This window comes from Azorhizophilus paspali, assembly GCF_043587585.2.
Lineage (GTDB): Bacteria > Pseudomonadota > Gammaproteobacteria > Pseudomonadales > Pseudomonadaceae > Azotobacter > Azotobacter paspali.
Genome location: NZ_CP171449.1, coordinates 2,933,427 through 2,945,449, shown reverse-complemented (window position 1 = coordinate 2,945,449; position 12,023 = coordinate 2,933,427). Strand labels below are relative to the sequence as shown.

The window sequence follows — 12,023 nt, the reverse complement described above, 5'->3', positions numbered from 1 at the left end:
TGGTCGGGCACTGCCGCCACGGCTACCCCGGAGTGCCGTCGCTGCGCAGGATCGGCGCGTCGATGCAGGCCTGGCGAAGCGCTGCCCAATAAAAAGCGCGGCGCCCGTGGGCAGCCGCGCAAGAGGCATGGGTCGGGACACCATGCGGTCATGCCCGAAGGGAACGGGACGCCCGGCCATCAACGCCGGACCGGGCAGCCGGTGGCCTGCTGCAGGTGCTCGAAGGTCACCCCCTCGGCCAGCTCGACCAGTTGCAAGCCCTGCCCGGTGACGTCGAGCACGCCCAGGTCGGTGATGATCCGGTCGACCACCCCGACGCCGGTCAGCGGCAGGTCGCAGCGTTCGAGAATCTTGTACGCGCCGCCTTTGGCGCAGTGCTCCATCAGCACCACTACGCGGCGCACTCCGGCCACCAAATCCATGGCGCCGCCCATGCCCTTGACCATCTTGCCGGGGATCATCCAGTTGGCCAGGTCGCCGTGCTCGGAGACCTGCATGGCGCCGAGGATCGAAAGGTCGATGTGGCCGCCGCGGATCATGGCGAAGGAGGCGGCGCTGTCGAAGAAGCTGCTGCCGGAAACGGTGGTAACGGTCTGCTTGCCGGCGTTGATCAGGTCCGGGTCGACCTCTTCCTCGGTAGGGAAGGGACCGATGCCGAGCAGACCGTTCTCGCTCTGCAGCCAGACCTCCACACCGTCCGGGATGTAGTTGGCGACCAGGGTCGGCAGGCCGATGCCGAGGTTGACGTAGAAGCCGTCCTGCAGCTCCTGGGCGGCGCGTTGCGCCATCTGTTCACGAGTCCAGGCCATGGTCAGGCACTCCGCAGGGTACGTTGTTCGATGCGTTTTTCCGGGGTGGGGTTGAGCACGATGCGTTGTACGTAGATGCCCGGCAGGTGGATCCGATCCGGGTCCAGTTCGCCGGTCTCGACGACTTCCTCGACCTCGGCCACACAGACCCGTCCGGCCATCGCCGCCAGCGGGTTGAAGTTGCGCGCGGTCTTCCTGAACAGCAGGTTGCCGGCCTTGTCGGCCTTCCAGGCCTTGACCAGGGCGATGTCGGCGGTCAGTGACTTCTCCAGCACGTACCATTCGCCGTCGAATTGGCGGGTCTCCTTGCCCTCGGCGACCAGGGTGCCGTAGCCGGTCCGGGTGTAGAAGGCGGGTATGCCGGCGCCGCCAGCGCGCAGCTTCTCGGCCAGGGTGCCCTGGGGGGTGAATTCCAGCTCCAGTTCGCCGGCCAGGTACTGGCGTTCGAATTCCTTGTTCTCGCCGACGTAAGAGGAAATCATCTTGCGGATCTGCCGGGTGGCGAGGAGCAGGCCGAGGCCGAAGTCGTCGACGCCGGCGTTGTTGCTGATGACGGTGAGGCCTCCTTTGCCGGAGTCGCGCAGGGCGGCGATCAGCGCTTCGGGGATGCCGCACAGGCCGAAGCCGCCGACGGCGAGGGTCATGCCGTCCTCCACCAGCCCGTCGAGGGCGGATTGGGCGCTGGGATAGAGCTTGTTCATGGAATGCTCTCCGCTGGTTGTACGGGGCCGTTTGCCGCGATGCGGATCAGGCCGGGTGTTTCCTTGTCGTTGTCGCTGCGGCCGTGGCCATCGTCGCTGCACCGTTCTCGGCGTCGCGACGCGTTGCCGGCGGGCATCATTGCGCCGCCCAACCGCCATCCATGTTCCAGGCCGCGCCGCGTACCTGGCTGGCCGCGTCGCTGCACAGGAACAGCACCAGCGCGCCGAGCTGCTCGGGGGTGACGAATTCCAGCGACGGCTGTTTCTCGGCCAGCAGGTCGTGACGGGCGGCGGCGGGATCGCCGCCGGCCTGGACGCGGGCGTCGATCTGCTGCTGCACCAGCGGCGTCAGCACCCAGCCCGGACAGATCGCGTTGCAGGTGATGGGGGTCTGCGCGGTTTCCAGAGCGACCACCTTGGTCAGGCCGAGCAGACCGTGCTTGGCGGCGACGTAGGCGGACTTCTGCGCCGAGGCGACCAGGCCGTGCACCGAGGCGATGTTGACGATCCGTCCCCAGTCGCGCCGGCGCATGCCGGGCAGGGCTAAGCGGATGGTGTGGAAGGCCGAGGAGAGGTTAATGGCGAGGATGCTGTCCCAGCGCTCCGGCGGGAATTCCTCGACCGGCGCCACATGCTGGATGCCGGCGTTGTTGACCAGGATGTCGACGGCGCCGAACTCGCTCTCGGCGAAAGCCATCAGCGCGGCGATTTCCTCCGGCTTGGACATGTCCGCCGGATGGTGGCGCGCTTCGTGGCCGTGCTGGCGTACCGCCTCTAGCGCCTGCTGCGCGTCGCCGAAGCCGTTGAGCACCAGGTTGGCGCCGGCGGCGGCCAGGCAGTGGGCGATGCCGAGGCCGATGCCGCTGGTGGAGCCGGTGACCAGGGCGGTCTTGCCGCTGAGGATCGTCATGGGGGTGTCTCCGTATGTTGTCAGACCAGGCCGGTGAGGTAGAAGGTAGCGATCACCACGAATACCGCTAGGGTCTTGATCAGGGTGATGCCGAAGATGTCCTTGTAAGCCTCCCGATGGGTCAGGCCGGTGACCGTCAGCAAGGTGATCACCGCGCCGTTGTGCGGCAGGGTGTCCATGCCGCCGCTGGCCATGGCGGCGACCCGGTGCAGCACTTCTAGGGGGATCTGCGCGGCGTGGGCGGCGGCGATGAAGGTTTCCGACATGGCAGCCAGGGCGATGCTCATGCCGCCCGACGCGGAGCCGGTGATGCCGGCCAGCAGGGTGACGGTGACCGCCTCGTTGAGCAGCGGGTCGGGAATGCTCTTCAGCGTCTCGGCCAGCACCAGGAAACCCGGCAGCGCGGCGATCACCGCGCCGAAGCCGTATTCCGAGGCGGTGTTCATCGCCGCCAGCAGCGAGCCGCCGACGGCGGTCTTGCTGCCCTCGGCCAGTCGGTCGCGCACCGCGCCGAAGCTGCTGACCAGCACCAGCAGGATACCCAGCAGCAGCGCCGCTTCCACCGCCCAGATGGCGGTGATCCTGCCGATGTTGGTCTGCACCGGCGCGGCCATGCCGGCCAGTTGCAGGTTATGGGTCTTGCCGTAGAGCGCGGGGATCAGGTGGGTGAAGAACAGGTTGGCGACACCCACCAGCAGGAGCGGGGAGAGCGCTAGCCAAGGATTGGGCAGCACCAGGTCCTCGGCGGTCTCCGGCTCGTTGCGCAGGTCGCTGCCGTAGCCCTCGCCGGCGGCGCGGGCCTTGCGCAACTGGCGCTGCAGGTAGAGCAGGCCGGCGGCGAGCACGAACAGCGCGCCGATTAGCCCCAGCCAGGGCGCGGCCCAGGCGTTGGTGCCGAAGAAGGCGCTGGGGATGATGTTCTGGATCTGCGGCGTGCCGGGCAGCGCGTCCATGGTGAAACTGAAGGCGCCGAGGGCGATGGTCGCCGGGATCAGCCGCTTGGGGATGTCGCTCTGGCGGAACATCTCGGCGGCGAACGGATAGACCGCGAACACCACCACGAACAGCGACACCCCGCCGTAGGTCAACAGGGCGCAGACCAGCACGATGACCCGCATAGCTTGGCGGGTGCCGAACAGGCGGATCGCCGCACTGACGATGGCGCGCGAGAAGCCGGACAGCTCGATCAGCTTGCCGAACACGGCGCCGAGCAGAAAGACCGGGAAGTACAGCTTGATGAAGCCGACCATCTTTTCCATGAACACCCCGCTGAAGGCTGGCGCCACCGCGCCGGGGTCGGTCAGCAGCACGGCGCCGAGGGCGGCGATGGGGGCGAAGAGGATCACGCTGTAGCCGCGGTAAGCCGCTAGCATGAGCAGGGCCAGGGCGGCGAGGGCGACGATGACGCTCATCGGACGTCTCCTTGAACCTGTCGTGTCGGACGAAAGCCGTCAATGGCCGACGTCGGGAATGCGCCACGGCAGGGATGTTGTTTTTATTTGGAATAGCGGAAAACCGTGGAAGGTACAGAGCGAGTTCCGTGCCAGCTTTGCCGCTCCTTGATTTACAAGGATTTTTTCATATGCTTTGGCGATAATTTCCCAAGCTTGGGAAAGGTGTGGTCGCAGGTCGGGCCGGTACCCAGGGCAAGCGTGTGGCTATTGAATTCCCATTAATGGGATGTTCCTGTTAACGGGACGAGATGCCCAAGGCGGCCAGTCGGCGGTACAGGGTGGAGCGGCTCAGGCCCAGGCGCCGCGCGGCCTCCAAAGCATTGCCGGCGCTCGCCAGGGCGTTTTCCAGCAGTTCGCGCTCGAAGCGCTGCATGGCCTGCCGGTAGTTCTCGCCGATGACGGCCGCTGCTACCGTGGCCGGCGCGGGGAGCGGCAGCGGTCCTAGGGTGGTGGCGAGGATGGCTTCGTCCAGGTATGGGCCGTCGCCGAGCAGGATGGTGCGCTCCAGCAGGTTGCGCAGTTCGCGGATGTTTCCCGGCCAGTCGTGACGGGCGAGTAGGGCGAGGGCAGCGGGACTGAGCCTATGGTCGCTGCCGAGCTGGCCGAGGATGGCCTCGCACAGCGCCGGCAGGTCTTCGGGGCGCTCGCGCAGCGGCGGTAGGCGGATCGGCAGCACGTTCAGCCGGTAATAGAGGTCGGCGCGGAATTTGCCCTGGCGCACGGCCTCTTCCAGGTCGCAGGAAGTGGCGGCGATCAGGCGCACGTTGCTGCACAGGATCTCGTTGGAGCCGACCGGCTCGAATTCCTTCTCCTGCAACACGCGCAGCAGCTTGCCCTGCAGGTGCAGGGGCATGTCGCCGATCTCGTCGAGGAACAGGGTGCCGCCCTGGGCGATCTGGAACTTGCCGGGCCGCGCCTTGCGGCTGGCGCCCGTGAAGGCGCCCGGCGCGGTACCGAAAAATTCCGCCTCCAGCAGGTTTTCCGGGATGGCCGCCATGTTCAGGCTGACGAAGGGCTGGTGGGCGCGCGGCGAGGCGGCATGGATGGCGTGAGCCAGCAGTTCCTTGCCGGTACCGGTCTCGCCGAGCAGCAGCACCGGCGCTTCGCTGGCCGCGCCGCGCCGGGCGCGGCGCTTGACTTCCAGGACCGCGGCGCTGGTACCGATGTACTGGGCGAAGCTGTAGCGGGCCTGGCGCGCCTGCAGCAGGGAGCGGGCCGAGGCCAGTTCCTCCTGCAGGCTCAGGTAGTGGCAGACCAGCGGCGAGAGGCGCTTGAGTTCGTCGAACAGGGCGAAGCCGATGGCGCCGATCGAGTGTCCGTCCTCGTCGTGGACCGGCAGGCGCATCACCACCAGCGGTTCCTTCGGGGTGTCCAGCATGTCCAGCAAGATCGGCTGGCCGCTGTGCGCTACCTCGCGCAGCAGGCTGCCGGGGATCACGTGCTCCACCGGCTGGCCGAGGGCCTCGGCCGGATCGGCGAGGCCGAAGCGCCGGGCGTAGCGCTCGTTGATCCAGACGATGCGCGCGTCGCGGTCGACGATCACCGTGCCCTCGCTCGACTGCTCGACGATCTCGAACAGCGAGCGCATCGCCTGCAGGCGAGTGCTGTAATAGTCCTTGAGGCGGTCGGTGGAATTCATGATGCGCTCCGATGCGTGACGAGAGTCCTGTAGGGCCTGTTGACGTTCGCTCAATAATCTCCGTATCGCAAGCCGAGCCCACCGTGGGAACGACCAACGACCATTGGCGACTTGAGAGCGGCGCCGGGCACCTCGACAATGGGTGCATCGATTGGCTCGGTCAAGAGTGATTCATGAGTGGCGGCATCCCTTCTTTGGACATTTGCGGTCCCCTGGCAACTCTGCGCCTGCGCTGGCCGGACAAGGCCAACCGTCTGGGAGAGGCGGACCTGTCGGCGCTGCTCGAATGCCTGGCGCGCGTCGAAGCGGCGGCGCAGGTACGGGTGCTGCTGCGTGCCGAGGGCAGGCATTTCTGCGCCGGCTACAGCTTCGACGACCTGGCCACGGCCGGCGACGGCGAGCGTTTCGAGGCGATGGCCGACACCCTGGAGAACCTGCGTCCGCTGACTGTCGCCGAGGTGCAGGGCGCGGTATTCGGCGGCGCCACCGACATCCTGCTGGCCTGCGACTTTTGCCTCGGCGGTCCGGCGGCGCAGATGCTCATGCCGGCGGCACGTTTCGGCCTACACCTCTATGCCTATGCCGGGCTGTTCCGGCGTTACGTGTCGCGCCTCGGGCTAAACGCCGCCAAGCGGCTGATCCTCGCCTGTGAGAAGCTCGACGCGCGGGGCATGTTGGAGGTCGGCCTGCTCACCCATGTACGACAGCCGCGAACGGCTGGCCGAGGCGACCGAGGCGCTGGTTGCGGAACTGATGGAACTCGCTTCGCTGGCGCTGGTCAGGATGAAGCGTCACCTGAACGCGGCCGCCGGCGGCAGCCTGGATCGCGCGGTGGTGGAGGCGGACGTGCGGCGCTGCGCGGCTTCGGCGGATTTCCAAGAAGGTCTGCGGGCGCTCAGGGAAAAGCGTCCGCCGCGCTTCGAGGGGCGCTGAGCCTTCTCGCTGCAGAGCCTTGTCCGCATGCGATCCGGTGGACCCGGTCGCCTGCGGCGTTCTCTCGGTCAGTGGCGGCGGACTCCCGCGCGTCGATGCGGGAGGCCGCCCGGCGGCATCCGCTTTGTAATATTCGACAATGCTTTTCTAGTGAAAAAATTGTTTTTATAACAACATGATGTATTGATGAATCGTTTCATTGATGGTTTTATTGTGGCTTCTTTTACAAAAAGAACAATCATGATGGCTATTAATTATACTGTCGAGCCTTGTACCTTCGCCTTGTTCGGAGCCCTGGGTGACCTGGCTCTGCGTAAGCTGTTCCCCGCCCTCTACCAACTGGACCGGGCCGGCCTGCTGTGCCCGGACACGCGTCTGCTGGCCCTGGCGCTTGATGCCGGCGAAGGCGCACGGGATACCATCGCCGAGCACCTGCGCCGCCACGTCCCCGTCGCCGAACTGGACGAGGGCGTGCTGCAGCGCTTTCTCGGCCGCCTGGACTACCTGTCGATGGATTTCCTCCAGCCCGGCGGCTACGCCGCGCTGGCCGACCGGGTCGGCGCCGCCGAGCGGCTGATCGCCTACTTCGCCACCCCGGCCGCGCTCTACGAGCCGATCTGCGCCGGACTGGCCGAGGTCAGCCTGGCCGAGCGCGCCCGGGTGGTACTGGAGAAGCCGATCGGCCACGACCTGGTCTCCTCGCGCAAGGTCAACGACGCGGTGGCCCGGCATTTCCCCGAGGACCGCACCTACCGGATCGACCACTACCTGGGCAAGGAGACGGTGCAGAACCTGATCGCTCTGCGCTTCGCCAACAGCCTGTTCGAGACCCAGTGGAACCAGAACCACATCTCCCACGTGGAGATCACCGTGGCCGAGCAGGTGGGCATCGAGGGCCGCTGGGGCTACTTCGACAAGGCCGGGCAACTGCGCGACATGATCCAGAATCACCTGCTGCAACTGCTCTGCCTGATCGCCATGGACCCGCCGAGCGACCTGTCGGCCGACAGCATTCGCGACGAGAAGGTCAAGGTGCTCAAGGCGCTGGCGCCGATCGACGCCGCCCAGCTCAGCCAGCAGGTGGTGCGCGGCCAGTACGTGGCCGGCAATATCCTGGGCAAGTCGGTGCCAGGCTATCTGGAGGAGGACAACGCCAACGCGCAGAGCGACACCGAGACCTTCGTCGCGCTGCGCGCGGAGATCCACAACTGGCGCTGGGCCGGTGTGCCGTTCTACCTGCGCACGGGCAAGCGGATGCCGCAGAAGCTGTCGCAGATCGTCATCCATTTCAAGGCGCCGCCGCACTACATCTTCGCCGCGGAGCAGCGCCCGTTGATCGGCAACAAGCTGATCATCCGCCTGCAGCCGAACGAGAGCATCGCCCTGCAGGTGATGACCAAGGAGCAGGGGCTGGACAAGGGGATGCAACTGCGCAGCGGTCCGCTGCAACTGAATTTTTCCGACACCTACCGCAGCGCGCGGATTCCGGACGCCTACGAGCGGCTGCTGCTAGAGGTGATGAAGGGCAACCAGAACCTGTTCGTGCGCAAGGACGAGATCGAGTACGCCTGGCGCTGGTGCGACCGGCTGATCGCCGGCTGGCGCCTGCAGGGCGAGGCGCCCAAGCCGTACGCGGCGGGTAGCTGGGGGCCGCTGTCGTCGATCGCATTGATCACCCGTGACGGGAGGAGCTGGTATGGAGATTTCTGAACTCGATCTGCCCGCAGGGGTGCTGACCCGGCCCCTGGCCGATGGCGCCGCCCTGGCCGAGGGACTGGCCGAACGCGTGGCCGAGGTGCTGCGCCAGGCCATCGACAGTGACGGCCGCGCCAGCCTGCTGGTGTCGGGCGGGCGTAGCCCGGTGCCTTTCTTCGAGGCGCTGTCCGCCCACGAATTGGACTGGAGCCGGGTACAGGTCGGCCTGGTCGACGAGCGCTGGGTGGCGCCGGACCAGGACGGCAGCAACGAGGCGCTGGTGCGCCGCCACCTGCTGCGCGGTCCGGCCGCCGCAGCGCGCTTTTTCGGCCTCTATCAGCCGGCGGCCAACCTGGAAGAGGCGGCGCGTCTGGCCGGCCGGGCGCTGGCCGAACTCAAGCGACCGATCGACGCGGTGATACTGGGCATGGGCGAGGACGGCCATACCGCCTCGCTGTTCCCCGGCAGCCCGAACCTCGCCCAGGCGCTGGCCGGCACCTGCGCCGAGCCGTGCATGGCGATGCACGCGCCGGTCGCGCCGCACCCGCGGATCAGCCTGACCTGGCCGTTGCTAGCGCGGGCACGGCTGCGCTGCCTGGCCATCCAGGGTCCGGCCAAGCTGGAAACCCTGCGCCAGGCCCTGCGCGCCGATCCGTTGCGGATGCCGATCCGCGCCTTCCTCGGCGACGGGCTGGAAATCTACTGGAGCCCTTGAGGGAGCCGGTCGCGAAGGAGCGCTCCGGTCCGGCGCGGACCGCCAGGATGGCCGCATCCACGACAAGTCCAAGACAGATTGAAGGAAGCCGTACTCCTATGAGCTACTACCAGCAAGCGTTCGACGTCACCAGCCTGCCTTCTTGGAGGGCGCTGCAGGAACACCGCCTGGCCATGCAGAATTTCCACATGCGCGAGGCATTCCTGAGCGATCCCAGTCGTTTCAACGAATTCTCCACCAGCAGTTGCGGTCTCTTCCTCGACTATTCGAAGAACCTCATCACCCAGGAGACCCGCGACCTGCTGGTCAACCTGGCCCGCGAGGCCGGCGTCGAGCGGGCCGCCCGGGCGATGTTCGACGGCGAGCCGGTCAATGCCTCGGAGCGGCGTCCGGTCCTGCACACCGCCCTGCGCCGGCCGGTGGGCGACAGCCTGCTCATCGACGGACACAACATCATGCGCGACGTGCACGCTGCCCTGGCGCAGATGACCGACATTGTCGGGCGCATCCACAACAAGCTGTGGCGCGGCTACAGCGATAAGGCCATCACCGACGTGGTGAACATCGGCATCGGCGGTTCCTACCTGGGCCCGGAACTGGTGTCCGAGGCGTTGCTGCCCTACACCCAGCACGGTGTGCGCTGCCACTACCTGGCGAACATCGACGGCAGCGAGTTCCACGAACTGACCGCGCGGCTGAACGCCGCGACCACCCTGTTCATCATCTCCAGCAAGACCTTCGGCACCCTGGAAACCCTGAAGAACGCCCAGGCCGCGCGCACCTGGTACCTGGCGAGCGGCGGCAGCGAGGAGCGCCTGTACCGGCACTTCATCGCGGTGACCAGCAATATTCCGGCGGCGATCGAATTCGGCATCCGCGAGAAGAACATCTTTCCGATGTGGGACTGGGTCGGCGGACGCTATTCGCTGTGGTCGGCGATCGGCCTGCCGACCGCTCTGGCCATCGGCATGGCCAACTTCAAGGACCTGCTCTCCGGCGCCTACGCCATGGACTGCCATTTCCGCCACGAGCCGTTCGAGAACAACATGCCGGTGCTGCTGGCTATGCTCGGCGTCTGGTACGGTAACTTCTGGGGCGCGCAGAGCCATGCCATCCTGCCCTACGATCACTATCTGCGTAACTTCGTCAAGCACCTGCAGCAGATGGACATGGAGTCCAACGGCAAGAGCGTGCGCCAAGACGGCAGCCCGGTCTCCTGCGAGACCGGCCCGGTGATCTGGGGCGGCGTCGGCTGCAACGGCCAACACGCCTACCACCAGTTGCTGCACCAAGGCACCCTGCTGATCCCGGCGGACTTTATCGTGCCGGTGGTCAGCCACAACCCGGTGGCCGACCACCACCAGTGGCTGTACGCCAACTGCCTGTCGCAGAGCCAGGCGCTGATGCTCGGCAAGAGCCGCGAGGAGGCCGAGGTGGAACTGCGCGCCAAGGGCCTGCCGGAGGCGGAAGTGAAGCGCTTGGCACCGCACAAGGTGATCCCCGGCAACCGGCCGAGCAACACCCTGGTGATGGAGACCCTCAACCCCAGTCGCCTCGGCGCGCTGATCGCCCTGTACGAGCACAAGGTGTTCGTCCAAGGAGTGATTTGGGGGATCAACTCCTTTGACCAGTGGGGTGTGGAGCTGGGCAAGGAGCTCGGCAAGAACGTCTACGGCCGGCTGACCAGCTACGAGGCGCCGCCGGCCGAGGATTCCTCGACCCAGGGCCTGATCGACTACTTCCGCGGCCGTCATCGCGGCTGATCCGCACCGGCTTTCGCATCCGGCGGGCCGCGCTCCGGCGCGGCCCGCCCGTACCCAAAAACAATTCCAAGAGGAAGGCTACGATGAACAATCAGCAACAGCGCTCGCCAACCGAGTCCGGAAAGAGCGTGCCGGTTTCCACGACCTTCGCTTTCGTCCTGGTGACGGCGCTGTTTTTCATGTGGGGGCTGTCCCATGGCCTGCTGGATGTCCTGAACCATCACTTCCAGCAAACTCTGAACATTTCCCGGGCCAAATCGGGCCTGATCCAAACCGCCTATTTCGGTGCCTACTTCATCATGGCGCTGCCGGTCGGCCTGTTCATGGAGCGCTGCGGCTACAAGGCCGGCATCCTGCTCGGCCTGGCCCTATTCGCGGTCGGCGCGTTGCTGTTCGTGCCGGCTTCCTGGGCCGAGACCTTCCATGCCTTCCTGATCGCGCTGTTCGTCCTAGCCTGTGGACTGGCCTGCCTGGAGGTGTCCGCCAACCTCTACGCCGCCGCCCTGGGCAATCCGGACAAGACTGTGCAGCGCCTGAACTTCGCCCAGTCCTTCAACGGCCTAGGCGTGTTCCTCGGGCCGATGCTCGGCGGCGTGGTGCTTTATGCGCCGCCGCTCGAACTGGCCGGCAGCAGCATCGCGCCGACCTCGCTGATCTACGTGACGCTGGCCGTGCTGGTGGTGGGGTTGATGGCGGTCTTCGCCCGTACAACCTTCCCCGAGGTCGGCAGCGAGCGCGCGGCCGGCGGGGAGGCCGAGGAGGAGGTCGAGGAGGGCGTCTCGCTGTGGCGCCGCCGGAACTTCACCTTCGCCCTGCTGGCGCAGTTCTGCAACATCGGCGCCTATGTCGGCGTCGGTGCCTACTTCATCAATTTCACCCTGGATCACTGGCAGGGCGGCACGCCGCAATTCTGTTCCTTCTTGCTGTCGCTGGCATTGATCGGCTACATGATCGGCCGCTTCTCCGGCACCTGGCTGATGCGCCGCATCCCGGCGCACACCCTGCTGGCGTTCAGCGCCATCGCCTGCGCCTTCCTGAGCGTCGTCGCCATGCTGGCGCTGGAGAAGGTTTCGGTGGTCGCGGTGATCGGCATGTATTTCTTCATGTCAATCATGTACCCGACCATCTTCGGCATGGGTGTGCAGGGCCTGGGCCGGCAGACCAACCGGGGCGGCTCGATCCTGGTGATGACCCTGGTCGGTGCCGCGCTCCTGCCGCTGGTCATGGGCAGGATCGCCGACGACTTCGGCATGGCGACCGCTTTCATCGTTCCGTTCTTCTGCTACGTGGTGGTGGCGCTGTACGGACTGTCCCAGAAGCCGGCCGAGTCCACCGTGTCCCTGGCCGCCCAGGCCGAGTGAGTCGGCAGGCGCCGGGAAAACAGGTTTCCCGGCACCATCGAAA

The 12,023-nt window shown here is 66.5% G+C and carries 10 protein-coding genes; 5 read left to right on the top strand and 5 right to left on the bottom strand.

Features of this window, described 5'->3' with window-relative positions:
- Positions 1–179: 179 nt before the first annotated feature.
- The 5 genes from ACGI6K_RS14315 to ACGI6K_RS14295 all read right to left on the bottom strand — a co-directional run bounded on the left by ACGI6K_RS14315 (position 180) and on the right by ACGI6K_RS14295 (position 5,513).
- Positions 180–809: a CoA transferase subunit B gene (locus tag ACGI6K_RS14315; protein ID WP_376942771.1), complete on the bottom strand. Its 630-nt coding sequence runs from the start codon at positions 807–809 to the stop codon at positions 180–182.
- A gap of 2 nt (positions 810–811) precedes the next feature.
- The gene (locus ACGI6K_RS14310) at positions 812–1,510 is read right to left on the bottom strand and encodes a CoA transferase subunit A (protein WP_376942773.1); all 699 of its coding nucleotides are present in this window, start codon (positions 1,508–1,510) and stop codon (positions 812–814) included.
- 136 nt (positions 1,511–1,646) lie between these two features.
- A complete protein-coding gene (locus ACGI6K_RS14305) occupies positions 1,647–2,420 on the bottom strand; it encodes a 3-hydroxybutyrate dehydrogenase (RefSeq protein WP_376942775.1) in 774 nt (257 codons plus the stop codon).
- A 20-nt stretch (positions 2,421–2,440) separates the two neighbouring features.
- Positions 2,441–3,832: a GntP family permease gene (locus ACGI6K_RS14300; protein WP_376942777.1), complete on the bottom strand. Its 1,392-nt coding sequence runs from the start codon at positions 3,830–3,832 to the stop codon at positions 2,441–2,443.
- Between the two features lie 277 nt (positions 3,833–4,109).
- Entirely contained in the window at positions 4,110–5,513 is a 1,404-nt protein-coding gene (locus tag ACGI6K_RS14295; protein WP_376942779.1) for a sigma-54 interaction domain-containing protein, read from the bottom strand.
- A 173-nt stretch (positions 5,514–5,686) separates the two neighbouring features.
- Between ACGI6K_RS14295 and ACGI6K_RS14290 the strand changes: the two genes are divergently transcribed.
- The 5 genes from ACGI6K_RS14290 (at position 5,687) to ACGI6K_RS14270 (ending at position 11,980) form a co-directional block, all read left to right on the top strand.
- Positions 5,687–6,625, top strand: coding sequence for an enoyl-CoA hydratase/isomerase family protein (locus ACGI6K_RS14290; protein WP_376942781.1), 939 nt, complete (start codon positions 5,687–5,689; stop codon positions 6,623–6,625).
- A gap of 64 nt (positions 6,626–6,689) precedes the next feature.
- Positions 6,690–8,156, top strand: coding sequence for a glucose-6-phosphate dehydrogenase (zwf, locus tag ACGI6K_RS14285; RefSeq protein ID WP_377969266.1), 1,467 nt, complete (start codon positions 6,690–6,692; stop codon positions 8,154–8,156).
- Positions 8,143–8,856 carry a 6-phosphogluconolactonase gene (gene pgl / locus ACGI6K_RS14280; protein WP_376942447.1) on the top strand — a complete coding sequence of 238 codons (714 nt, stop codon included), beginning with the start codon at positions 8,143–8,145 and terminating at the stop codon, positions 8,854–8,856. The genes zwf and pgl overlap by 14 nt, the downstream gene beginning before the upstream one ends.
- Before the next feature lie 98 nt (positions 8,857–8,954).
- Positions 8,955–10,619 (top strand): glucose-6-phosphate isomerase, encoded by a 1,665-nt coding sequence (gene pgi, locus ACGI6K_RS14275; protein ID WP_376942449.1) that lies wholly within the window; start codon positions 8,955–8,957, stop codon positions 10,617–10,619.
- An 83-nt stretch (positions 10,620–10,702) separates the two neighbouring features.
- Positions 10,703–11,980 (top strand): sugar MFS transporter, encoded by a 1,278-nt coding sequence (locus ACGI6K_RS14270; RefSeq protein ID WP_376942451.1) that lies wholly within the window; start codon positions 10,703–10,705, stop codon positions 11,978–11,980.
- The last annotated feature ends 43 nt before the right edge of the window (positions 11,981–12,023 follow it).